Origin of the sequence: Actinomyces ihuae, assembly GCF_001457875.1 — a bacterium.
GTDB lineage: Bacteria > Actinomycetota > Actinomycetes > Actinomycetales > Actinomycetaceae > Pauljensenia > Pauljensenia radingae_A.
Genome location: NZ_CZPX01000004.1, coordinates 732,513 through 756,208 on the forward strand (window position 1 = coordinate 732,513; position 23,696 = coordinate 756,208).

Sequence of the window (23,696 nt, forward strand, 5' to 3'; positions counted from 1 at the left end):
CGATGAATGGATGAATGAATTAGATGACGGGCGGAATATCGTCCTTGTTGCGGTTCTTGTCCCGCTTATCCTCGTCCTCAAGATCCGCTGCGAGCGTGTCGCCCTCGTTCACTGACGAGGGTGTCTCAGGTTCGATGGGATCATACCCAAGTACAGCAGGCTCATCTTCTTCCTCGGAAATGGCTTCTTCGATGTGATCAGCTGATTCCGTGGCGAAAGGTGGCTCGCCGACTTCGCGGATGACGGAACGTTCCCAGTAAGTTTCGGTGCCGTCCGACGTTTCCAGGATGACGATGTCGCCATCCTGATCCACGTAGCGTCCCCAGAACCCTACGGCGGTCTTCACCCATGCACCGGGCACCATCTGTTCGCTGATGATCCGTTGCTGTTCTTCCTGCTGTTTCGCCATTTTCTTGCGAGCGCGTGATGAGAACCAAAACATCACAATCAGCATCAACAACAGCGGCAGCCAAAGCATTAACGAGCCGGTACCTTGCACGGGGAAACCTCTTCATCCTCGACAAATCTACGTATATGACAGCACCGTGACAGTACACGGCGCCCGTTGCAGTCTACCTGTTCGTCTTCTCGATCGCGACGAACGGCGTCACTGTGCGTGCTACCTCACGTTTAAATCAGCGTGTCCTGATCGCTCGGAGGGGTCAGATTCAGGTGTGACCACGCTTTCGGTGTAGCTGCACGGCCGCGTGGGGTGCGAACAATGAACCCCTGCCTCATCAGGTACGGTTCAGTGACAGTTTCAACGGTTTCAGCTTCTTCGCCCACGGTGATAGCCAACGTGGACAGCCCCACCGGCCCTCCGCCAAAGCGCACGCACAGTGCTTCGAGGACGGCGCGATCCAGTCGGTCCAGTCCCGACTGGTCCACTTCAAACAATGCCAGTGCTTCACGCGCCGATTCCAGTGTGGGTGTTCCGTCCCCATGCACCTGCGCGTAGTCAAGTACGCGGCGCAACAGACGGTTTGCGATACGTGGCGTGCCGCGTGAACGGGAGGCGATTTCATGGGCTGCCTCATCGCTGACCGACACTCCCAGTAGCCCTGCCGACCGGTTGATGACCTGAACCAGGTCCTCTGTCTCGTAGAACTCCAGGTGCCCAGTGAAGCCGAAGCGGTCGCGCAGCGGTGCAGGCAGCAGCCCGGCACGCGTGGTCGCGCCCACCACTGTAAACGGTGGCAGCGTCAGCGGAATCGACGTGGCGCCCGGACCTTTGCCAACGACCACGTCGACACGGAAGTCTTCCATCGCCAGGTAGAGCATTTCTTCAGCGGTGCGTGCCAGGCGGTGAATCTCGTCGATAAAGAGGATGTCACCTTCCTGCAGGCCAGACAGGATCGCGGCGAGGTCGCCAGCGTGCTGGATCGCAGGTCCGGAGGTCAGGCGCAGTGAGGATCCCATCTCCTGCGCAATGATCATCGCCAGGGTTGTCTTTCCCAGTCCAGGCGGTCCGGCCAGGAGCACGTGGTCGGGTGTGACAGAGCGACCGATCGCTGCTTTCAACACCAGTTCGAGCTGTGTGCGCACGCGCGGCTGACCCACGAATTCGCTGAGGTGTTTCGGACGGAGAGCAGCTTCAGCTGCGCGCTCCAGTTCCGTCGCATCTGGCGCGACAATGCGCGGAGACAGGTCGTCGTCCATCTCATCCACGGGTGCCTCCCAGCTTGATCAGTGATGCGCGCAGAAGGTCGGATGCCCCCATCCCCTGCCCGGCAAGTGAGTTGACTGCTTTTCGGGCAATCGCCTGTGTCCAGCCGAGCTGTACCAGTGCAGCGGTGACTTCCTCGGTCACTTCATCACTGTCGGGTTCGCTGGGTACATCTTCAGCGTGTGCAGCGGGCCCCAGCTTGTTTCCAATTTCAAGGACGATCCGATCAGCAAGTTTTGGCCCCACTCCGGGGATCTTCCTGATTTGTGCGCTGTCTTTTTGGGCGAGGGCGTCGCGCAGCTGGTCGGGTGTGAGAACTGCCAACGCCGCCAGGGCGATGCGCGGTCCCACTCCGGAGACGGTGCGGATCACGGTGAACACGTCTTTCTCGTCACGCGTCGGGAAGCCGAACAAAGCGATCGCATCTTCCTTGACATCCATGACGATGTGGAGCGTGACCTCATTGCCACGGATCAGGCTGTGCGCCGTTGGTGGAGTGACCTTGACGGCCCATCCAATTCCACCGTTGACCACAGTGACTTCATCCAGGCCGATGTGCTCAACCGTTCCAGTCAGCAGTGCGATCACCGTTATTCCCCCTCGCTACGAACATCTGTTCCATCTTAGCGGCGATGCCAGCGCGGATCGACCGCACCCGTGCGGTGTTGCGTCGCCTGAGCTTCTGCCCAGATCTGCTGAGCCCGTGTCATGGTGCCCTTGGAGGAGACTTTGCCTGACAGGGACACGGTAATCTGAGAATCATCCCCCGCGCCGAGCAAGCCTGAGCCTCGCCAGGCGTGACAGATTGCAATTGCAAGGGCGTCAGCCGCGTCTGCTGGCTTCGGCGGAGTATCGAGGCGGAGGATGCGAGCCACCATGTGCTGCACCTGCGCTTTCCCGGCGGTGCCAGAACCGGTGATCGCTGCTTTGACTTCTGACGGTGTATGGACTGCCATTGGCAGACGTGCCTGCCCGACACATGACATGGCCACGCCCATCACCTGCATTGTGGTGGTTACTGACTGAAGGTTGTCCTGTGCGAAAACCCGTTCAATGGCCACCACTTCAGGCTGAAAGGTCTCAATGGTGTGCCGGATCTCCTGGGCAATGGATGCGAGGCGAAAATGGGTGGCCAGACTGGTTTTGGTTCTGGCCACGCCGACGTGAACCAGCGCCGCTGCGCGTGACGCATCAACATCCACCACTCCGATTCCGCATCGGGTGATGCCCGGGTCAATCCCCATTACGCGCATTGGTCAACCATCTGCACGAAGAGAGAATGGATCCGGTTGTCTCCCCCAATTTCAGGGTGGAATGATGTCGCAAGGCAGTGCTCGTTACGCAGTGCGACAATCGGCCCGTCAGCTTTGTTGTCGGCACGCGCCATGACGCGAACAGATTCTCCGACCGTATCGACCCATGGAGCGCGAATGAACAATGCCCGAAATGGCGTGTCAAATCCATCCACCTCCAGGTCTTCTTCATGGGAGTCGACCTGCCGGCCAAATGCGTTACGTCTGACAGTCATGTCCATTGCGCCCAATGCGATCTGGTCGCTGCGCCCGTCAAGAATAGTGCTGGCCAGCATAATCATGCCGGCACAAGTCCCCCACATCGGCATTTTCTGATCCACAGCCCCATGCAGCCCTTCGTCCATACCTGTGGCATGCATGAGGATAGACATGGCGGTTGACTCCCCACCGGGAATAACCAGGCCGTCGATCTGTGTCAACTGGTCAGGGTGGCGCACATACACAGCGCGGGCGCCGGATTCTTCCAGCGCCCGCACATGTTCTGAGATATCACCTTGAAGCGCGAGTACGCCTATGGTTCTCACGCTGGTGTCACCATCCGCGCTCAGCCAGGCGGTGATCAACCGGCAAATCGTCGACGTTGATGCCGACCATCGCTTCCCCCAGTCCGCGTGAGACTTCCGCAATGGTGTCAGGATCGTTGTAAGCCGCTGTTGCGCGCACAATCGCGCTCGCGCGCTTAGCCGGATCACCGGACTTGAAGATACCGGATCCAACGAAGACACCCTCGGCACCCAGCTGCATCATCATCGCGGCATCCGCAGGAGTGGCGATGCCGCCGGCGGTGAACAGGACGACAGGCAGGCGGCCTTCTCGTGCCACCTCTGCGACCAGTTCATACGGTGCCTGCAGTTCTTTCGCTGCCACATACAGCTCGTCTTCTGGCAGCGACGTCAGGTGCTGAATCTGGTCACGGATCTTGCGCATATGCGTCGTCGCGTTCGACACGTCACCGGTGCCGGCCTCGCCTTTGGAGCGGATCATGGCCGCGCCTTCACTGATGCGGCGCAGAGCCTCACCCAGGTTGGTCGCACCGCACACGAACGGCACGGTGAACTTCCACTTGTCAATGTGGTGCGAGTAGTCAGCCGGGGTCAGCACCTCGGATTCGTCAATGTAATCGACGCCGAGGGACTGGAGCACCTGCGCTTCCACGAAGTGTCCGATGCGGGCTTTGGCCATGACGGGGATGGAGACGGCGTCAATGATGCCGTCGATCAGATCCGGGTCTGACATGCGGGCCACGCCGCCCTGGGCGCGGATATCCGCGGGGACGCGTTCGAGTGCCATGACGGCCACGGCACCGGCGTCTTCAGCAACCTTCGCCTGCTCAGGGGTGACGACGTCCATAATGACGCCGCCTTTGAGCATTTGCGCCATTCCACGCTTGACGCGGTCAGTTCCGACCTGGCGTCCTTCGTCGGTGGGTGTGGCAGCAGAGGGATTTTCGCTCATTCCTCCTCCTGTTCGAGTTGAGCGCGAACTTCATCGCTCAGTGACATGTTGTGGTAGACGTTCTGCACGTCATCAGAATCTTCGAGGGCGTCCACGACACGCATAACCTTGGTGGCACCTTCAACGTCGAGTTCCACCTGTGTCGAGGCAACGAACTGCGCCTCAGCAGAGTTGTAGTCAATTCCTGCATCCTGCAGCGCGGTGCGCACCGCGACCACCTCGGTCGGCTCACAGGAAATGACGAAGACGTCTCCTTGCTGGGCGACATCTTCGGCACCTGCATCGAGTACGGCTTCCATGATGGAATCCTCATCCACACCGTCGGCCTCCGGCACCTCGACGATTCCGCGACGGGAAAAGAGGTAGGACACCGAGCCGGGGTCAGCCAGGTTGCCACCGGAACGGGTAAATGCCAGGCGTACATCTGATGCCGCGCGGTTGCGGTTATCGGTCAGACATTCGACCAGAATCGCAACACCTGCGGGACCGTAGCCTTCGTACATGATGGTTTCGTACTCAGCGCCACCGGCTTCTGCACCGGAGCCACGCTTGACAGCGCGATCAATGTTGTCGGCCGGAACGGAGTTCTTCTTCGCCTTCTGGATGGCGTCATACAGCGTGGGATTACCTGCGGGATCTCCTCCACCTGTGCGGGCTGCCACCTCAATGTTCTTGACGAGCCTGGCGAAGAGTTTTCCACGCTTGGCGTCGATGGCTGCTTTCTTATGCTTTGTGGTTGCCCACTTGGAGTGTCCGGACATGAATTCTCCCCTTGGGTATGGTCTAGTACGCGTATAGTGTAGCGCCCTGATCCCAGTACGGGCGCCTGGTGCACAGTATGAGAACCGTTGAGGTAAGTGTTTTCACACTTTCGTCACGCTGGTTCGCGAAAAACTTCCATTTCGCACGAGTTCTCGGCCAGCTGCGACCAATTGCCCTCGAAAGTGAGGACGACGGCGGTACCCGTGGGAACACCCCAACGGACTTTTTCCTTACAGGATCGGCGTGCCCCCAGCGATGCCGCCATTGCTGAAATAGCTGGCTCGTGGCCGACCATCATGACTGAGGTGACTGACGCGGGCAGGCTCCGCGCCTTGTCGAGCAGACTGTCAGCGCCGGCCAGATACAGTTCGTCATCAACTGAGGTGGTGCGCACCTCGATCGACGTGTGGAGCTGCACCGCCGTTTCCTGTGTACGCACGGCGGGCGATGTCAGTGACAGATCAACGTGGTCAATCAGGCGTGAGACTCGTCGTCCCAGTCGCCGAGCCTGCTCAACACCTTCTGGAGTCAGCGGCCTTTGACGGTCACCGGAGCTGCTCGAACCGGCAGCAGCGTGACGTACCAGGATAAGCGTTCGTGTCGTCATAGTATCTACAATAGCGAGGATCGAGGAGGGATTGGATGGCACTGGCACCCGGGCCAGAGGATTTGGCGTGTTCAGCACGCGGATGCAGCCGTAAGGCTGAGGTTGCAATCATCTGGTCAAATCCGGCCATTCACACTGGCCGATCCAAGACATGGCTGGCGTGTCGTGATCATCGCGACTCGCTCCAGCAATACCTGGCCTACCGAGATTTTCCCACCCGTGTCATCCCAATTAACGAGGTCGACTCTTAGCGTCCGACCACGTTAACCTGCAGTTTCTAGGTAAGTGTGACCAGGTCCAGGTACGACTCATCCCACAGATCCTCATCGGCGTCAGGCAGCACCAGCACGCGGTCCGGGTTGAGCGCCTCGACCGCGCCGGGATCGTGCGTGACCAGGACGACGGCGCCCTCATAGGTGCGCAGCGCGTTGAGAATCTCCTCGCGAGAGGCTGGATCAAGGTTGTTCGTCGGCTCATCCAACAGCAGCACATTTGCTGCAGAGACGACCAGCGTCGCAAGGGCCAGGCGCGTCTTCTCTCCGCCGGATAGTACGCGCGCCGGCTTATCGATGTCGTCCTCGCCAAACAGGAACTGCCCCAGCACGTTGCGAACGTGCGTGGTGTCCAGGTCAGGAGCTGCGTGCGCCATGTTGTCATACACTGTGGCGTCCATGTCCAGGAAGTCGTGTTCCTGGGCGTAGTAGCCAAGTTTGAGGCCATGCCCACTGATGACTTGCCCCAGATCAGGCTCTTCCACGCCGGCCAGCAGGCGCAGCAGCGTCGTCTTACCAGCACCGTTCAGACCCAGGATCACCACACGCGAGCCGCGGTCAATTGCCAGATCCACACCAGTGAAAACTTCCAACGAGCCGTAGGATTTCGACAGGCCCTCTCCTGACAGTGGCACGCGTCCGCATGGCGCAGGTTCGGGGAAACGCAAACGCGCAACCTTTTCATGCTGGATTTCCTGACCAGCCTGCTCAACCAGTTCATCGGCGCGGCGCAGCATCTGCTGTGCCGCAACAGCCTTCGTTGCCTTCGCGCGCATCTTTTCGCCCTGCGCACGCAGCTGTTCAGCTTTCTTGAGCGCGTTGGCGCGTTCGCGGCGGTGACGGCGTTCATCCTCGTCGCGTTGACGCAGGTAGGCAGACCATCCGAGGTGGTAGACATCCAGTGCCGTGCGGTTCGCGTCCAGATAGAACACGGAGTTGACCGTGTCATCCAGCAATTTGACGTCGTGGCTGATCACCATGAATCCGCCGGAGTATGCGCGCAGCCAATCGCGCAGCCACAGGATTGAATCGTGATCAAGGTGGTTGGTCGGCTCATCCAGCAGCAAAATATCAGCCTCTGAGAAAAGCACCCGAGCCAGTTCGACGCGGCGTCGCTGACCACCGGACAACGTGTCGAGGCTTTGCTCCAACACGCGATCGTCTAATCCCAGTGAATGAGCGATCTGCGATGCCTGAGCATTGGCAGCCCACCCTCCGGCATTCGTGAAACGCTGGTCGAGCTTGACGTAACGCTCCATCGCCCGCTGTTGGCGCTCCCCTTCCAGGGTGGACATTTCATGCTCAGCTTTGCGGATCTTCTCTATGAGGGTGTCGATACCTCGAACGGAGATGATGCGCTCACGCCCCGTCATCTTCTGGTCGCCAATATGGGTGTCCTGTGCCAGGTATCCGATGGTGCCGCTGCGACGCACGTGCCCAGTAAACTCAGCGGCACCGTGATCGCTCTCCCCTGCTAAGAGGCGCATCATAGTGGTCTTGCCGGCACCGTTTCTGCCAACCAAACCGATACGCATCCCGCGGTCAATCCTGAAGGTGGCGTTCGAGATCAGTACGCGTGCACCGATCCGAAGCGAAAAGTCCTGCACAGAAATCACCTATCGAGTCTAAGCGGTGTCAGAACAACTCGGGAGGATTGACTTCCATTCTCACAGGTGCCAGCTTGTGGGCTGAGCGGTGCTGCCGCACCTGTGTCAGCTGGTCAAGCAGCGTATTTGTGTGCGAAATCGGCGTGCGGACAAGAGTGCGGATGTGCTGGTCGGGCTCATGTTCCGGCATAGCGAGGGAGAGCTGGGCACTATCAGCTGCACGACGTGTGGGCGCCTGTTCGATCGGAACTGTGCCGAGCAGCTCCGCATCTGAAAGACTTGCCACAATCGCGTGAACGTCAGGTGCAGGCCCGTCGAGGGCAACGATTGTCGTAAAGGGGAAGAATCCTACAGAACGACGTTCTGCCAGCTGATCGGCAGCAACTCTGACCGGATCCCACCGCACGAGGGCCTGACCCAGTGTCGGATCTGACAGACCGACAACGATGGCAGGGTGTGCGGGCGCTACACGTGACAATGCTCCGAACCAGCGGCGCATGGCTTCCTCGTATGCCCACAGTTCAGGGCGTGCGGCTGTTGTATCGGCATCGAGGATAACGGCTGCCTCATAACCGCCATCGAGGGTAGGTTCTGCGCCGGGTGTTGCCACCACGATTCGTGAATCCGTCGGACGCAGTGTGTCGATCCGATGGTCTGCAGAAGAGACCACTAGTGGCAATCCCGGTAAAGCTCGAGCCAGTTCCTCTGCCGTGCGTTCAGAGCCGATCTGGCGTGCGCGCACCGCGTGCGCTGCGCAATGCGGGCACGTGAACGCCGACGCATCCCACTGACACCATTGGCACACAATCTGGCGATCGCCTCGCATCGCCAATGGGCCGTGGCATCTTTGACATCGCGCCGTCCGATGACACTGTGCGCAAGCAATAACCGGCACATAGCCGCGTCGTGGCACCTGAATCAGGACATGCCCGCTCTGCGCACTTTCCCGGATAAAGCGCTGTACGCTGGTCGGAATATTACCTGCCGATGGGCCTTCCCTGGCCGCGTCAAAGTCATCGAGGACACGTACGCGCGGCGCATGTTCGCGCAGCGCGTGGCGCAGCGGTGTGAGCGGCACTGCCCATGAGGAATTGACCAGCATATGCGATTTCACCGACCGTGCCAGGCTTGCGCTGAGCAGGTCGACCCCTTCCAGGTGGGCACGCGCGATCGCAACATCGAGCGCGCTTGCGCGTGGAGACCGCTCCTCGGTTAAACGGTCATCACCGTCATCCCACACGATGATTGCTCCCAGATCCTTCACTGGTGTCCACACAGCTGATCGTGTTCCCACCAGGATGGTCAGTTCTCCGGCTAGTGCGCGCAGATGAACGGCAAATCGATGAGCTGCCGAATCATCCGACCCGACCGTCTCAACACAGTCGGTACCGACGATCAGGGCGATCTGCGCAGCGATTCGATCCACCTGTTCACGCGTGGCGGCCACCACGATGACAGGGGCGCGCGCCGAGCGGATTGCCACAACGGTTGCCAGCTGGCGTATCCAGTCATGAGGCACGACCTGCCAGACGATCCGCCCTGGCGCAGTCGGGTCCCCCTCGTACCACGACAGGAATTCCGTATCCATTGAGATTGGCGAGGGCGCCGCGCAGTCTCGGTGTGCAGCGAGGACGTTTTTTTCACTGCGTGCATGCCGCGCCGGGATCGCCAGTGAGAGCACCTGTGAGGTGGTCGCCAGATGTTTATGCGCAATGTAGCGCGCCAGTGTCAGCGTGGATTCGTTGAGCACCGGAGTGCGTGAAACAACGGACTGGATGGGTGACAGGGCGCGGTGCTGCGGTACGGTCTCCCGACCCACAACCCACCCTCGTTGGCGTGTACCGGCCAATGCAACGCGCACGGTGCAACCGACAGTTACTGCAGAGTCAAGTTCGGGTGGGACGGCGTAATCAAGCGGATGATCGAGGTGCGCCAAGTCGACGTCGACCAGAACGTGCGCGACAGTCAGTGGGTCACGGAAATCCTCACGTGGCGGTGGTTCGAAGCCCGGCAGGTATGACTCCATTGCGTCTCACGCAATGAGCTCCGGGCCGTACTTAAGGACGATCAGTGCGGCGATGATGACAAGGATACCGCCCGTGATCCACCAGTCCGTGCCCGAGGCTATGAGGGAGCGAATGCTGGCACTTGAGGGCAGCGTTTCGCGGACCAGGCAGATACGCGTCATGGTGGCGAAGATCAGCAGTGATGACACGAACACCACCAGGCACCACGGGCACAATACCTGGATGACAACGTAGGACTGGTAGAACAGCCATAGTGCGCTCGCCAGACCGCCGGCGGCGAGGACTTCCGCACCGATGAGGAACAGACGTGACAGGCGCGAGCCGCTGAGAAGGGCGCATGCGATAGTGAACACCGCTGCGCCAAAGGCGATTCCGAAAAATGCGTTGGGGAATCCCAGGACGCGGGCCTGCGGTGTCAATGCGACTGCCGAGCATGACAGTGCATCGCTGACATCGCATCCGAAGCGGCTGTTCTGGTCACCTGCAAGGATCCAGGCTTCCACGGACAGGACGAATGAGGCGATCAGGGCTAGAGCCGACATAATGGCCAGCACCACGGCGCTTCGCATCATCCACGCACGCGAGGGAGCATGGTCGAGATCGAAATCGTCCTGGTCCGCCATAGTCTTAGCCTTTCAGTGCTGCGCGCAGATCCTCTATGCGGGTCACGTCTTCCCACGGGAATCCCGGTCGCCCGAAGTGGCCGTACACTGAGGTCTCCTTGTAGATCGGGCGCAAGAGATCGAGGTCCTCGATCATACCTGCTGGGCGCAGGTCGAACACGTCGGTGATTGCGCGCGCGATGGTCGCATCGTCTACCTGCCCCGTATCGAAGGTGTCGACGTACAGACCTACCGGGTGTGCGCGGCCGATGGCGTAAGCCACCTGAACTTCGCAGCGTTTCGCGATGCCTGTTGCAACGATGTGCTTGGCAATCCAGCGCAGCGTGTAGGAAGCTGAGCGGTCAACTTTCGATGGATCCTTACCTGAGAACGCGCCACCTCCGTGCCGCGCCATTCCGCCGTAAGTATCGACGATGATCTTGCGTCCGGTCAGGCCTGCGTCGGCAGCTGGTCCGCCGTACACGAACCGTCCCGATGGATTCACGAGGATTTCGGCGTCTTTCCAGGACACGTTGAGACCTGATTCGTCCAGCACTGGTTCGATGACATGGCGGCGCACTTGCCGAGTCAGGTCTGCCAATGTGAGTGCCTCGTCGTGCTGGGTGGACACAACGATCGTCTCGATACTGACGGGCGTGTGGTTCTCGTCGTATCCGAAGGTCACCTGCGTCTTGCCATCAGGGCGCAGACCGTCGATGGTGCCGTCGTGTCGAACCTGTGCGAGGCGATGAGACAGCTTGTGTGCCGTCCAGATCGGGGCAGGCATCAGATCCGGTGTCTCATCGGATGCATATCCGAACATGAGGCCTTGGTCGCCGGCGCCCTGAAGTTCGCGAGGGTCAGCTGTATCAGCCCCTTCACGTGCTTCAAGAGAACGTTCCACTCCCCCGGCAATGTCCGGGCTCTGCTGGCCGATCGACACGGAGACACCGCAAGAGGCGCCGTCGAATCCAATTCGCGACGAGGTGTATCCGATGCGGCAGATTTCCTCGCGAACGATCTGCGGAATTTCCACGTAGGCGCGGTCCGTGGTTACTTCACCCATGACATGCACCTGGCCGGTGGTGGCGAAAACCTCGATCGCGGCACGTGCATGTGGGTCTTGTTCGAGCAATGCATCAAGGATTGAATCCGCGATGCGGTCACAGACTTTGTCTGGATGACCTTCAGTTACTGATTCCGAAGTAAAAAGTCGAAGCGATGTCACCGGGTTATCTTACCTATCCTCTGTGCGACCTCATCGATGATGCCGGCCGCAATTGTTACCTTCGATCCGCTGACTGTTTTCACGGGCTGTCCCTCGCGATCAACCAGCACGACCTGAGATTCCACGTCACCGAATCCCTGTCCGTTCCCTACGGCGTTAATAGCCAGCAGGTCGGCTGCCTTTCGCCGAGCTTTGTCGGCACCACGCTCGAGCACAACCTGAGGCGAGCCGGTTTCGGCGGCAAAGCCGACAAGCACCGGTGGACGCTGGAGCGAGTGGGCAACCGACGCCAGAATGTCGGTGGTGCGTTCAAGCTCGATGGCAGGCGCATCCTGAGTCGACGGATCTTTCTTGATCTTGTCGTCGGCAACGTGGATGGGTCTGAAATCTGCCACCGCAGCTGCCATGATCGCAATGTCCGTTGTCGCGATGCGGTCAGTGACTGCCTGATACATCTCAGCGGCTGTCGGGGCCGGGATGACGGTAATTCCGTGCGGAATCAGGTGATCGTCGATGTTGGCGGCAACCAGGGTCACGTCTGCCCCGCGTCGACGCGCTTCAGCTGCCAATGCGCATCCTTGCCGGCCGGATGAGCGATTGCCAATAAAACGAACGGGATCGATCGGTTCCTGGGTACCGCCAGCCGTAATGAGGACGCTGCGTCCGGCAAGGTCCCCCTCGTGCGGCTCGAGAGCTTCAAGGACGCGTTCCGTGATGATGAGCGGATCAGGCAGACGGCCTGTGCCGCTGTCTCCTGAGCTCAGCGGACCGTCATCCGGTTCGATAATGATCATGCCACGCGTGCGCAGTGTCTGGATGTTGTCCTGAGTTGCGGCGTTAGTCCACATCGCACTGTGCATGGCGGGTGCCAGAATGACAGGCGTATCGCGATGCGCAGCCAGCACAACGGTGGTGAGCAGATCGTTTGCCATGCCCGCTGCCAGGCGTGCAATGAGATCTGCCGTGGCAGGTGCAATCACAATGGCCTGCGCGTGGCGGGCAATCTCGACGTGCTCGGTTGCTCCACCGTCAAATACGCTGGTTGTGACGGCCTGCCCACTGAGCGCATGCCACGTGGTATCACCGACAAAGTGGGTGGCAGCCTGAGTGGGGATGACTCTCACTGCATAATCGTGGTGCTGGAGTTCGCGTACTACGCGGGTCACCTTGTACGCAGCAATGCCGCCGCCAACTCCGACGACGACCAGTGGCTTCACGGTTAGGCCTCAGGCGCAGATTCGAGCGTCAGCTTGCCTTCGTTGATTTCGCGCAGTGCAATTGACAGCGGTTTATCGTCGGGATCACTTTCCACTACGGGTCCGACGAACTGCACCATGTTCTGCTCGAGTTGGAGCTGGTAGGTGTTGATCTGCCGGGCGCGCTTTGCCGCGAAGATCACCAGCGCATACTTGGAGTCGACGTGGTTCAGAAGGTCGTCGATCGGCGGGTTGGTGATGCCTTCAGGCTGGGCAACAATTCCGGACATGGGACCTCTTCTCATGTAAATCTGGCTAATTAGCTTGTCCAGTCTACTCCAGCCCCATCAAGACGGCTAGGTCCGTCACGGCCTGGTCAAGGTCGTCATTGATCACAATTGCGTCGAATTCGTGAGCTGCGTCAAGTTCGGCTCGCGCGGTGGTCAGGCGCCGCTCCTGCTCCTCGAGCGTTTCGGTGCCGCGTTCAGTGAGGCGTCGTTTCAGTTCGTCCCACGAGGGAGGCGCCAGGAAGATGAAATGCGCTTGAGGCATGGAAGCACGAACCTGTCGTGCGCCTGCCACGTCAATTTCGAGAAGAACGCTCTTTCCTTCTGACAGCCATTGTTCAACCGGCTTGCGAGGAGTGCCATATCGATGTGCGCCGTGTACCAATGCCCATTCGAGCATCTGTCCGTCATTGACCAGGCGATCGAATTCGTCGTCGCTCACAAAGAAGTAGTGCGTGCCATTGATTTCACCTGGGCGCGGTGCACGGGTGGTGGCTGATACGGACAGTGCGATCTCGGGATGGCGGCTCAGGAGGGAGTGCACAACGGTTCCCTTACCGACCGCCGTCGGCCCAACCAGAACAGTAAGACGGGGCTCATGAAGTTTCATGAGCCCCATCTTGCCACGTCATCCGAATTTCTTGAGTAATTCTTCCCGTTGAACAGGTCCGAGACCTCGCACACGCCGAGTGGGCGCAATACCGATGTCTGCCATCAACTTTGCAGCGGTATTGGTTCCAACGCGCGGAAGAGACTCCAGTAGGGACGTCACCTTCATCTTTGCGACTGCCTCATCAGACTCAGCCAAGTCAAAAACTTCACTCAATGTCATGGATCGAGACTTCAGCGCGGTTTTAATTTCAGCACGCCTGCGCCTCGCCTGCGTGGCTTTCTCCAGTGCAGCTGATCGCTGTTCCGGAGTGAGTTTAGGTAGTGCCACGCCGCTCACCTCCCTTAATTGTGACATGTGTTACTCACGCTTTAAGTATGGCCCCAAAGCGCCACTTACGAGGGAATTCGAGGCGTGTCATCAACTCCGTGTCACTGGAACCTCAAAGAGTCACAGATCTCCTTCACGACACCAACCAAACGGTCTTTTTCCGGACCGCAGCGTAAGATCTGCCTGGACGAAGACGCCAGCACTCGATCGACAGCACGTCCAAAAACATCTCTGACCTGTTCCGATCCGGCACCCTGCGCGCCAACTCCTGGAGACAGGATTGGACCTGTGAAATCCTCAATGTTGATGTGCAGGTCGGTTAACGCCGACTGAATCGTTGCTCCAATCACCAAACCAAACGGACCGATGTGTTGGAAATCACATTTTGTGTTGAGGGTGTTGACCTCGCTGATGATAAGCCCTGCAACGCTGTGAGCATTGTCCACCGTCGCATGCTGAATGCCGTGACCATCGGGATTCGATGTCAGGGCCAGTGTGAACACACCATGTCCGGATTGTTGTGCCTGCTCGTAGGCAGGTGCCAGCGCTCCGACACCCAGATATGGACTGACGGTCAGTGCATCGCCGGCAAGCGGTGACCCCTCCCCCAGATATGCTGCCGCATACGCATCCATCGTGGATCCGATGTCACCACGCTTCGCATCCACAATGCATACCGCATCCGTGTCGCCGCAGCGGGCGATCACTTCTTCCAGGACAGCTACGCCGGCAGAGCCGTACTGCTCGAACAGTGCACTTTGGGGTTTAAAGGCAGCAACATGATCGCCCAGGGCATCAACAACCAGCATCGAAAATTCGCGCACGCCCTGCGCGCTGCGTTCCAGCCCCCACTGATCAAGCAGCGCCGGATGGGGATCAATGCCCACACACAGCGGGCCTCGCTGGCGCATCAGATCCCACAGACGATCACCAAAACCTGCTGTGCTCACTTGTCTTCACCGCTCTCGTTTCCATGCGCACGCAACTCATCCCATCGCTGAAGTGAACACACGTCATATGTGCCACCCAAGCGCACGTCGATTGCCTGAACAGCGGCACTGAATGCCTGCAGCGTCGTGATGATCGTGCGGTTGTTTGCGGTTGCCTCTGCTCGAATCATGAAGCCATCCTGGCGATGCGCCGAACGCTGGGGCGTGTTCACCACCATGTCGACAAATCCGTCACGAATCAGGTCAATAATGGTCGGTTCCCCGTCGGGGCCAGGACCGTCAGAACCCTTGCGCACAATGTGCGCATCCACGCCGTTGCGCCTCAGAACTGAGGCAGTGCCTTCCGTTGCCAAGATGTGGAAACCCAATTCAGCCAGACGCACGACCGGCAGAATCATGGCACGCTTATCACCGTCAGCAACCGAAATAAACACTGTGCCATCCGTTGGCAACTCGCCGTACGCGCCAGTTTGAGACTTGGCGTAGGCTGCCGGGAAACGCCAGTCAATTCCCATCACTTCACCGGTCGACCGCATCTCCGGACCCAGAATTGTGTCCACTACCCCGCCGTCAGCGCGGCGGAATCGTGAGAACGGCAATACCGCTTCCTTCACGGCAATGGGAGCATTCATATTGATGATCCGAGAGTCAACAGCGGGCAGGACACCCTCGTCGACGAGCTGCCGGATCGATGCGCCGACCTGGATGCGGGCTGCCGCCTGCGCCAGCGGAACGCCTGTCGCCTTCGATGCAAACGGCACCGTACGCGAGGCACGCGGGTTGGCCTCGATCACGTACAGAACGTTCGACATGAGCGCGAACTGGACGTTGATCAGGCCGCGCACTCCGATCTGGCTGGCGAGTGCTTCCGTCGAAGCTGTAATGCGGGCAACTTCCCGCTCCGACAGTGACATGGGTGGCAGCACACACGCCGAATCGCCCGAGTGGACGCCCGCTTCCTCGATGTGTTCCATCACTGCGCCCATGAACAACTCGGTGCCGTCGTAGAGCGCATCAACGTCAATTTCAATGGCGTCGTCAAGGAACCGATCGATCAGGAGCGGACCTGAGGTGAACAGCTCGTCAATGTCGGGGCGGTCGAGGTAGGCGCGCAGGGCGTCCGCATCGTTAATGACCGCCATTCCGCGCCCGCCAAGCACGAACGAGGGGCGCACCAGGACCGGGTATCCAACCGCCTGCGCCACACCCAAAGCCTGCGCCGGCGTGTGCGCAATATCGTGGGCAGGTGCGGGCAGCTCCACCTCGCTGAGAATATGACCAAAGGCTTCGCGATCCTCCGCCAGCGCAATCGACGAGGGCGTAGTTCCCAGAATCGGCACACCTGCCGCTTCTAAGTCGGAGGCCAGTGACAGTGGCGTTTGTCCACCCAGCTGGACCAACACACCCTTAACGGGACCAGCCTCGCATTCTGCCCGGTAGATTTCAATGACGTCTTCCAGGGTCAGCGGCTCGAAATAGAGACGATCTGAGATGTCATAATCGGTCGACACAGTCTCTGGGTTGCAGTTGACCATAATCGTGTCGTAGGTATCCTGCAGTGCGAATGCTGCGTGCACACACGAGTAATCGAACTCAAGACCCTGACCAATTCGGTTCGGCCCAGCACCCAGAATCATCACTGCTTCGCGACTGCGTGGAGTAACTTCCGTTTCCTCATCGTAGGAGGAGTAATGGTACGGGGTGCGTGCCGCGAATTCGGCTGCGCACGTGTCGACTGTCTTGAACACCGGGTGGATGTTGAAGGCGTGGCGAACCTGGCGCACAGTTTCTTCGGTCAGGCTACGCAATACCGCGATCTGTCGATCCGAAAAGCCGTGCCGCTTGGCCGCGGTGAGCACGTCCGGAGTCAGCGCCGGCGCGTTCCTGACGCTGCGGGCGACCTCGTTGATCAGCATGATCTGGTCGATGAACCACGGGTCAATGCCGGTTGCTTCGCATACCTGTTCCAGGGTTGCACCCCCGCGCAGGGCTTGTTGGACCTGAACGAATCGGTGCTCGGTCGGGGTGGCGATGCGGGTGAGCAGGTCCTCGACATCTGCCGGTGTTGGATCGGCGCCGTCCCAGTGGAACTGCACGCCCGTCTTGTCGAGGGACCGTAGCGCCTTATTGAGGGCTTCGGTGAAGTTGCGCCCAATCGCCATTGCTTCGCCCACGGCCTTCATGGATGTCGTCAGCGTCTCATCGGCTTCAGGGAACTTCTCGAAAGTGAATCGTGGAACCTTCACCACCACGTAGTCCAACGTCGGTTCAAACGAGGCCGGCGTGGAGCCTGTAATGTCGTTGCGAATCTCATCGAGGGTGAAGCCAGTGGCCAAACGTGCCGCGATCTTCGCGATCGGGAAACCGGTTGCCTTGGAGGCCAGAGCTGAAGAGCGTGACACGCGCGGATTCATCTCGATGACGATGATGCGCCCGCTCTGCGGGTGCACAGCGAACTGAATGTTGCAGCCACCCGTATCCACGCCGACTTCACGGATCACGGCGATCGCAATATCGCGCAGCCGCTGGAGTTCACGGTCGGTCAGGGTCAGAGCCGGAGCAACCGTGATCGAATCGCCGGTATGCACGCCCACAGGGTCAACATTTTCAATCGAACAGACAACCACCACGTTATCGGCGGCGTCGCGCATCAGTTCCAGCTCGTATTCTTTCCATCCCAGGATGGACTCTTCCAGCAGAACTTCGGTGGTCATGGACGCTTCGAGGCCTGCGCCAGCGATGCGGTCAAGGTCGTCGGGTGTGAACGCAATACCCGAACCCAGACCGCCCATGGTGAACGAGGGACGCACTACCAGCGGATAGCCGAGCTCTTCGGCAGCAGCATGGCAATCTTCCAGCGTGTGCGCAATGGTTGAGCGTGCAACTTCAGCTCCGCAGCGCGCCACGATTTCCTTGAACGTCTCACGGTTTTCACCAGCCTGGATCGCCTCGATGGAGGCGCCGATCAGTTCAACGCCGTAATGCTCGAGTACGCCTCTTTCTGCCAGTTCAACGGCGAGGTTGAGGGCGGTCTGGCCACCCAGGGTGGGCAGTAACGCATCGGGTCGTTCCTTTTCAATGATGGAGGTGACCACTTCGCAGGTCAACGGTTCCACATATGTCGCATCCGCCATCGCCGGATCGGTCATGATGGTTGCGGGGTTCGAGTTAACGAGGATGACCCGCAGGCCCTCTTCTTTCAGGACACGGCAGGCCTGCGTCCCGGAGTAGTCAAATTCGCATGCCTGACCGATGACGATCGGGCCTGAACCAATGACGAGGACGGATTTCAGATCAGTGCGCTGAGGCATCGGAAGCATCCTCCTTATCGTGGCTCAGCATGGAAAGAAACTGGTCGAAGAGGTGTTCCCCATCGTGGGGACCGGCCGCCGCCTCGGGGTGGAACTGGACGGAGAATGCTGGAATGTCGAGGGCGCGTATGCCTTCCACCACTCGATCATTGAGGTCAATGTGGCTGACCTCAACTCGTCCGTACCGTCCCTTGTCGAAGGGAGCAACTACCGGCTCACCGACTGGCACGTCCACGGCGAAACCGTGGTTGTGAGAGGTAATCTCCACTCGTCCGCTGCGCTCATCGCGCACTGGCTGGTTGACCCCCCGGTGACCAAATTCCAGCTTGTAAGTGCCAAATCCCAGAGCTCGGCCGAAAAGCTGATGGCCAAAGCAGATGCCAAAGAAGGGAATCCCCTGGTCCAAGATGGCGCGGAGCACACCAATCTGGTGCTCGGCGGTTGAGGGGTCACCCGGACCGTTGGAGAAGAATACGCCGTCAGGTTCGAGTTCGAGGATCTCACCGGCGGTGATGTTCTGGGGCACGACGTAGACGTCAACACCCCGTGCTGCGAGCTGCTCGGGTGTACGTGATTTGATGCCCAGATCCACTGCCACGACGCGTTTGTGATTGTCGGCTCCGTCTTCTGCTGCCGGCACCACGTACGTGTGCGACGTTGACACCGCCTGTGAAAGCGATGAACCGGCCATGTGAGGCTGGTCCTGCACGATGCGTACCAGTGACTCACACACATACTCGCTCATGTACTCGGCACCTGCAGGCAGCGCGGTGCCGGAGAAGATCCCCCCGCGCATCGCACCGTGAGAGCGGATGTGGCGTGTAATGGCTCGCGTGTCGACATCTGCGATTCCGACGATGTCCTGGCGGATCAGTTCTTCTTCCAACTCTCCTGAGGCACGCCAGTTGGACGCGCGACGGGCCGGGTCACGCACCACGAATCCGGCGACCCAGATCTGTGAGGATTCGGAGTCCTCCGAATTGACGCCGGTATTGCCGATATGTGGGCTGGTCATGACGACAATCTGCTGATGATAGGACGGATCCGTCAATGTTTCCTGGTACCCCGTCATTGACGTGGCGAAGACGACTTCACCCAGCGTGCGGCCACGCGCTCCCCACGCACGTCCACGGAAAATGCGCCCATCTTCGAGGACGAGCAAGGCCAGATCATCGTGTGTGGTCATTGTGCGGTCCCTTCTGCCGCCAAAGCACCGTCACGGACGGTGACCTTCCCGTTGAAGATCGTATGAATGATCCGACCTGTGACATCCATTCCGTCATACGGCGTGTTGACGGAGCGTGAATGCAAGTCAGAGCGGTTGACGCGCACACGCACGGTCGGATCGACCAGCGTGATATTCGCGGGGTTACCGACGGTGAGAGACAGCCCCTGATGGTCAACCAAGCCGATGCGCGCCGGGGTGCGTGACAGGACGCGGGCCACGTCGTGCCAGTCCATCAGTCCGGGCTTCACCATCGTTTCGATAATGATGGGCAGCGCCGTTTCCAGTCCAAGCATGCCGAATGCGCCGGCTTGCCATTCGCAGTCTTTTTCTTCCATGTTGTGCGGCGCATGATCCGTTGCGACGATGTCAATCGTGCCGTCGGCCAGGCCTTCACGCACCGCGTCCACATCTTCTCGTGAGCGCAGCGGCGGGTTGACTTTATAGATCGGATCGTAGGTGGCAGCCAGGTCCTCCGTCAGGAACAGGTGGTGCGGGGTCGCTTCGGCTGTCACATTGACACCCATGCGCTTACCCCAGCGGATCAGTTCCACCGATCCTTTGGTCGACACGTGACACACATGCAGGCGAGATCCCACGTGCTGAGCCAGCAGAATATCGCGCGCAATCACGGACTCTTCTGCCACTGCAGGCCAGCCGGGCATGCCCAGTTCACCGGACAGTTCTGACTCATTCATCTGGGAGCCCTCGGTCAGTCCAGGATCCTGCGCGTGCTGGGCGACTACTCCCCCAAAGGACTTGACGTATTCGAGAGCGCGGCGCATGAGCACCGGGTCCGACACGCACTTGCCGTCATCTGAAAAGACACGAACCTGAGCGCGCGAGTTCGCCATCGCGCCCAGTGCGGCCATGTGTTTGCCTTCAAGACCTTTCGTGACGGCGCCGACGGGGCGTACCTCGGTCAATCCGATTTCCTGGCCCATCCACCAGATCTGTTCAACTGCCGATGCTGTGTCGGCTACGGGTAACGTGTTCGCCATGGCGTGCACGCAGGTGAAGCCGCCTGCCGCCGCAGCGCGGGAGGCTGATTCGACGGTTTCGGCGTCTTGTTTGCCTGGCTGACGCAGGTGCGTGTGGAGGTCTACCAGTCCGGGCAGTGCAATGAGCCCGTCTGCATCCAGCGTGTGTGCGTGGGCGCCATCGACGCGAGCCTGGTCGCCCTCGGCAATGATGACTCCGTCTTCGATGAGCAGGTCGGTCTGACCGTCTCCTTCGATGTTGAGTCCGGTGATGAGCAGTTGAGTGGGGTGATCAGTCACGGTGGGTTCCTTCCGGGGCAAGCAGCATGTACAGAGCCGCCATACGGACGCTCACGCCATTGGCAACTTGTTCAACAACAACGGATCGCGGCGAATCGGCCGCTTCTGCGCAGATTTCGAGGCCGCGGTTCATGGGGCCGGGGTGCATGATGATGCAGTGGTCGCTCAGACGCGCATAGCGGTGCACGTCCAGGCCGTAGGCATCGTGATATTCACCCGGTGACGGGAAGAATCCTCCACCGGCACCGCTCATGCGTTCACGCTGGACGCGCAACATCATGAGCGCATCGGGAGCCTCGTCGATCGCATGATCAAGATCGTAGTCAATGTCGCAGGCCCACTGCTCCACACCCATCGGCAGCAATGTGGGCGGTGCCACCAGGGTCACGTGCGCACCCAGCAGGCTCAGCAGGTCAACGTTGGAACGCGCCACACGCGAATGCAGAACATCGCCCACGATTGTCACGCGTGCGCCCGCCAGATCCGTGCCCGCAGGAACAGGGTTGACGGACGGGTCGCTCACGTCACGCTTGAAGTGGCGACGCAGCGTCATCGCATCGAGCAGCGCCTGGGTGGGATGCTGGTGAGTGCCATCGCCTGCGTTGATGACGGGCAGGTCGATCCAGCCCGCGTGAGCGAGGCGGTGAGCCGCGCCCGATGAGGGGTGCCGGATCACGACGGCATCTGCGCCCATTGCCTGCAGCGTCAAGGCCGTATCTTTGAGGGTTTCACCTTTGGCGACCGATGATCCTTTGGACTGGAAGGTGATGACATCGGCGGACAGGCGTTTCGCAGCCGTCTCAAACGACCAGCGTGTGCGCGTGGAGTCTTCGAAGAACAGGTCAACGACGGTGCGTCCCAACAGTGTCGGCAATTTCTTGACTCGCTGGGACTGCGTGGCCGCCATTGCTTCGGCAGTGTCGAGGATGTCGATGGCATCTTCGCGGGTCAGGTCGCGAATACTGAGCAGGTGCGAGAAAGTCATCAGTTGTGTCCTCCCAGAATGACGGCGTCTTTCCCATCGGTTTCAGTCAGGAGAATCTTGACTGTTTCCTCACGCGAGGTCGGCAGGTTCTTGCCGACAAAGTCGGGGCGGATTGGCAGCTCACGGTGTCCGCGATCGACGAGGATGGCCAGTTGTACAGAATCTGCACGTCCCAGTGATCCAAGGGCATCCAGCGCCGCTTTGATCGTGCGCCCGGTATACAGCACGTCATCGACGAGGACAACCACGCGCGCATCGATCCCGCCGGCAGGGATACTGCTCGGGTGGGGTGTGCGGATGGGATGACGATGGAGGTCATCGCGGAACATGGTGGTGTCAATGATCGCCAGATCGGCTTGCTCGCCAGAGACTTCCTTGATCCGTTCAATGAGGCGGCGGGCGAGGTATTCACCGCGTGTAGGAATTCCCGCAATGACAAGGCCACGTGCACCCTTGTTGCGTTCGATGATCTCGTAGGCGATTCGGGTCAGGGAACGAGCGATGTCATCACCTCCCAGGACTTCTTTGCCCCGGGCATCTCGCTCGGTTGATTGTGGATATGACTGGCCCACAGTGGACCTCCCTTCCCCGCCTCACAGGACGGACCTTAAAGGTTGATCGTTCCGGTTTTTAGAGTAGCGCACTCGCGCGTCTGTCGGCGGGCGCGCCGAGGTGACATTACATACGTGAAGGCCGCTTCCGTTTAGTGGAAGCGGCCTCCAGGCTCAGTAGTCCGACAAGAGCTCGTCAAGCTCATCCATATTCATATTTTCAACATCCGCAAGGCTTGGATGCTGCTTTTCAACATCAGCAAAGCTCGGATTCTGCGTGTCAGCTTCGCTGCCGCTGTCCGGGTCAGGCTCGTCAGGACGTGCAGGCTCGCTGCCGCTGTCCGGGTCAGGCTCGTCAGGACGTGCAGGCTCGTCCATCACACGCTCACGCGTCCACGATGGCGTCTCGAGGTCACGCCGAATCGCATCGAGCACGGCATTGACAAAAGCAGGCGAATCATCAGTCGAAATGGACTTCACGATCGACACCGCCTCGTCAATGACAACCAGCGGAGGAACGTCGTCCTCGTTCACAAGCAGTTCCCACACTGCAACGCGCAGCACGGCCAGGTCAACGGCCGGCATCCGATCCAGACCGTGCACTTTTGCGTGTTGACGCAGCAATGTATCGATGTCGTGCAGGCGCTCTGCCACGCCCTCGATAATCTGCAGAGAGTATTCCGGCAGCGGTGTCTGCGCTGCGGTAACGACACGCCGCTCACGCAGAAGGTCGCGAAGAACTTCCGGGTTGCGACCCATACCGCGTTGGTCGGCCTCGTAAATGACGTCGGCTGCGCGCTTGCGGGCCTTGGTGCGGGCAGTGAAAGCGAAAGCGGACACGGTCAGTCAGTGACTCGTCCGGAGTATGTGCCGGTGCGGGTGTCAACCTTGATGCGGCTTCCTTCCTCCATGTACAGAGGAACCTGGATTTCATAGCCGGTTTCGAGCGTCGCTGGCTTGGTGCCTGCCGAGGAGCGGTCACCCTGAAGGCCGGGCTCGGTGTGCGTAATAGTCAGTGTCACAGTTGCCGGCAGGTCAATGAAGAGAACCTGGCCGTCGTGCTGGGAGACGATGACATCCTGGTTCTCCACCATGTAGTTCACGGCGTCGCCCACAGTTTCGCGCGGCACCATGATCTGCTCGTAGGTTTCCTGATCCATGAAGACGTAGTCATCGCCATCTTGGTACAGGTAGGTCATGTCGCGGCGATCCACAGTGGCTGTTTCGATCTTGACGCCTGCGTTGAACGTCTTGTCGACGGTCTTGCCGGACATCACGTTGCGGATCTTCGTGCGAACGAATGCAGGGCCTTTACCGGGCTTGACGTGCTGGAATTCGACAACCTGCCACAGCTGGCCGTCAATCACCATCACCAGGCCGTTCTTCAGATCATTTGTAGTAGCCACGTGCATTCCTTCACTCTCGACAAAAC

General features: G+C 59.7%; 25 protein-coding genes. 1 reads left to right on the forward strand and 24 read right to left on the reverse strand.

The window, feature by feature from the left end:
- Positions 1-19: 19 nt before the first annotated feature.
- The 8 genes from BN3002_RS04460 to BN3002_RS04495 form a co-directional block, all read right to left on the reverse strand.
- Entirely contained in the window at positions 20-478 is a 459-nt protein-coding gene (locus tag BN3002_RS04460; protein WP_070727300.1) for a preprotein translocase subunit YajC, read from the reverse strand.
- Positions 479-630: 152 nt separating this feature from the next.
- Positions 631-1,659 (reverse strand): Holliday junction branch migration DNA helicase RuvB, encoded by a 1,029-nt coding sequence (ruvB, locus tag BN3002_RS04465; protein WP_058236775.1) that lies wholly within the window; start codon positions 1,657-1,659, stop codon positions 631-633.
- A 1-nt stretch (position 1,660) separates the two neighbouring features.
- Positions 1,661-2,254 (reverse strand): Holliday junction branch migration protein RuvA, encoded by a 594-nt coding sequence (ruvA, locus tag BN3002_RS04470; protein WP_058236776.1) that lies wholly within the window; start codon positions 2,252-2,254, stop codon positions 1,661-1,663.
- Between the two features lie 35 nt (positions 2,255-2,289).
- Positions 2,290-2,919, reverse strand: coding sequence for a crossover junction endodeoxyribonuclease RuvC (ruvC, locus tag BN3002_RS04475; protein ID WP_058236777.1), 630 nt, complete (start codon positions 2,917-2,919; stop codon positions 2,290-2,292).
- Complete coding sequence (pdxT, locus tag BN3002_RS04480) at positions 2,910-3,503, reverse strand: pyridoxal 5'-phosphate synthase glutaminase subunit PdxT (protein ID WP_058236913.1); 594 nt, start codon at positions 3,501-3,503, stop codon at positions 2,910-2,912. The genes ruvC and pdxT overlap by 10 nt, the downstream gene beginning before the upstream one ends.
- 7 nt (positions 3,504-3,510) lie before the next feature.
- A complete protein-coding gene (gene pdxS / locus BN3002_RS04485) occupies positions 3,511-4,434 on the reverse strand; it encodes a pyridoxal 5'-phosphate synthase lyase subunit PdxS (protein ID WP_058236778.1) in 924 nt (307 codons plus the stop codon).
- A complete protein-coding gene (locus BN3002_RS04490) occupies positions 4,431-5,195 on the reverse strand; it encodes a YebC/PmpR family DNA-binding transcriptional regulator (RefSeq protein WP_058236779.1) in 765 nt (254 codons plus the stop codon). The genes pdxS and BN3002_RS04490 overlap by 4 nt, the downstream gene beginning before the upstream one ends.
- A 113-nt stretch (positions 5,196-5,308) precedes the next feature.
- Positions 5,309-5,803 (reverse strand): SixA phosphatase family protein, encoded by a 495-nt coding sequence (locus BN3002_RS04495; RefSeq protein WP_058236780.1) that lies wholly within the window; start codon positions 5,801-5,803, stop codon positions 5,309-5,311.
- 35 nt (positions 5,804-5,838) lie between these two features.
- Here BN3002_RS04495 and BN3002_RS04500 point away from each other — a divergent pair, with 35 nt between their 5' ends.
- Positions 5,839-6,054 carry a hypothetical protein gene (locus BN3002_RS04500; protein WP_058236781.1) on the forward strand — a complete coding sequence of 72 codons (216 nt, stop codon included), beginning with the start codon at positions 5,839-5,841 and terminating at the stop codon, positions 6,052-6,054.
- Positions 6,055-6,080: 26 nt separating this feature from the next.
- Here the strand turns inward: BN3002_RS04500 and BN3002_RS04505 are convergent, their stop codons facing one another.
- The 16 genes from BN3002_RS04505 to efp form a co-directional block, all read right to left on the reverse strand.
- Complete coding sequence (locus BN3002_RS04505) at positions 6,081-7,691, reverse strand: ABC-F family ATP-binding cassette domain-containing protein (RefSeq protein WP_058236782.1); 1,611 nt, start codon at positions 7,689-7,691, stop codon at positions 6,081-6,083.
- Positions 7,692-7,710: 19 nt separating this feature from the next.
- Complete coding sequence (locus tag BN3002_RS04510; protein ID WP_058236783.1) at positions 7,711-9,708, reverse strand: primosomal protein N' family DNA-binding protein; 1,998 nt, start codon at positions 9,706-9,708, stop codon at positions 7,711-7,713.
- Between the two features lie 6 nt (positions 9,709-9,714).
- Positions 9,715-10,332: a vitamin K epoxide reductase family protein gene (locus BN3002_RS04515; RefSeq protein WP_058236784.1), complete on the reverse strand. Its 618-nt coding sequence runs from the start codon at positions 10,330-10,332 to the stop codon at positions 9,715-9,717.
- A gap of 4 nt (positions 10,333-10,336) precedes the next feature.
- Positions 10,337-11,539 (reverse strand): methionine adenosyltransferase, encoded by a 1,203-nt coding sequence (gene metK, locus BN3002_RS04520; RefSeq protein WP_058236785.1) that lies wholly within the window; start codon positions 11,537-11,539, stop codon positions 10,337-10,339.
- Positions 11,536-12,756: a bifunctional phosphopantothenoylcysteine decarboxylase/phosphopantothenate--cysteine ligase CoaBC gene (coaBC, locus tag BN3002_RS04525; RefSeq protein ID WP_058236786.1), complete on the reverse strand. Its 1,221-nt coding sequence runs from the start codon at positions 12,754-12,756 to the stop codon at positions 11,536-11,538. The genes metK and coaBC overlap by 4 nt, the downstream gene beginning before the upstream one ends.
- Before the next feature lie 2 nt (positions 12,757-12,758).
- A complete protein-coding gene (rpoZ, locus tag BN3002_RS04530; RefSeq protein ID WP_058236787.1) occupies positions 12,759-13,025 on the reverse strand; it encodes a DNA-directed RNA polymerase subunit omega in 267 nt (88 codons plus the stop codon).
- A gap of 43 nt (positions 13,026-13,068) precedes the next feature.
- Positions 13,069-13,641 (reverse strand): guanylate kinase, encoded by a 573-nt coding sequence (gene gmk, locus BN3002_RS04535; protein WP_082628524.1) that lies wholly within the window; start codon positions 13,639-13,641, stop codon positions 13,069-13,071.
- Positions 13,642-13,650: 9 nt separating this feature from the next.
- Entirely contained in the window at positions 13,651-13,962 is a 312-nt protein-coding gene (gene mihF / locus BN3002_RS04540; RefSeq protein WP_058236788.1) for an integration host factor, actinobacterial type, read from the reverse strand.
- 101 nt (positions 13,963-14,063) lie between these two features.
- Positions 14,064-14,912 carry an orotidine-5'-phosphate decarboxylase gene (gene pyrF / locus BN3002_RS04545; RefSeq protein ID WP_058236789.1) on the reverse strand — a complete coding sequence of 283 codons (849 nt, stop codon included), beginning with the start codon at positions 14,910-14,912 and terminating at the stop codon, positions 14,064-14,066.
- Positions 14,909-18,223 (reverse strand): carbamoyl-phosphate synthase large subunit, encoded by a 3,315-nt coding sequence (gene carB / locus BN3002_RS04550; protein WP_058236790.1) that lies wholly within the window; start codon positions 18,221-18,223, stop codon positions 14,909-14,911. The genes pyrF and carB overlap by 4 nt, the downstream gene beginning before the upstream one ends.
- Positions 18,207-19,409, reverse strand: a complete 1,203-nt coding sequence (gene carA, locus BN3002_RS04555) for a glutamine-hydrolyzing carbamoyl-phosphate synthase small subunit (RefSeq protein WP_058236791.1) — start codon at positions 19,407-19,409, stop codon at positions 18,207-18,209. Before carA ends, carB begins: the two co-directional genes overlap by 17 nt.
- On the reverse strand, positions 19,406-20,728 hold the full coding sequence (locus BN3002_RS04560; protein WP_058236792.1) for a dihydroorotase: 1,323 nt from the start codon (positions 20,726-20,728) through the stop codon (positions 19,406-19,408). Before BN3002_RS04560 ends, carA begins: the two co-directional genes overlap by 4 nt.
- On the reverse strand, positions 20,721-21,713 hold the full coding sequence (locus tag BN3002_RS04565) for an aspartate carbamoyltransferase catalytic subunit (protein WP_058236793.1): 993 nt from the start codon (positions 21,711-21,713) through the stop codon (positions 20,721-20,723). Before BN3002_RS04565 ends, BN3002_RS04560 begins: the two co-directional genes overlap by 8 nt.
- Complete coding sequence (pyrR, locus tag BN3002_RS04570) at positions 21,713-22,285, reverse strand: bifunctional pyr operon transcriptional regulator/uracil phosphoribosyltransferase PyrR (RefSeq protein ID WP_058236794.1); 573 nt, start codon at positions 22,283-22,285, stop codon at positions 21,713-21,715. Before pyrR ends, BN3002_RS04565 begins: the two co-directional genes overlap by 1 nt.
- Positions 22,286-22,438: 153 nt before the next feature.
- A complete protein-coding gene (gene nusB / locus BN3002_RS04575; protein WP_058236795.1) occupies positions 22,439-23,104 on the reverse strand; it encodes a transcription antitermination factor NusB in 666 nt (221 codons plus the stop codon).
- A 2-nt stretch (positions 23,105-23,106) separates the two neighbouring features.
- Positions 23,107-23,670 carry an elongation factor P gene (gene efp, locus BN3002_RS04580; RefSeq protein WP_058236796.1) on the reverse strand — a complete coding sequence of 188 codons (564 nt, stop codon included), beginning with the start codon at positions 23,668-23,670 and terminating at the stop codon, positions 23,107-23,109.
- Between the last annotated feature and the right edge of the window lie 26 nt (positions 23,671-23,696).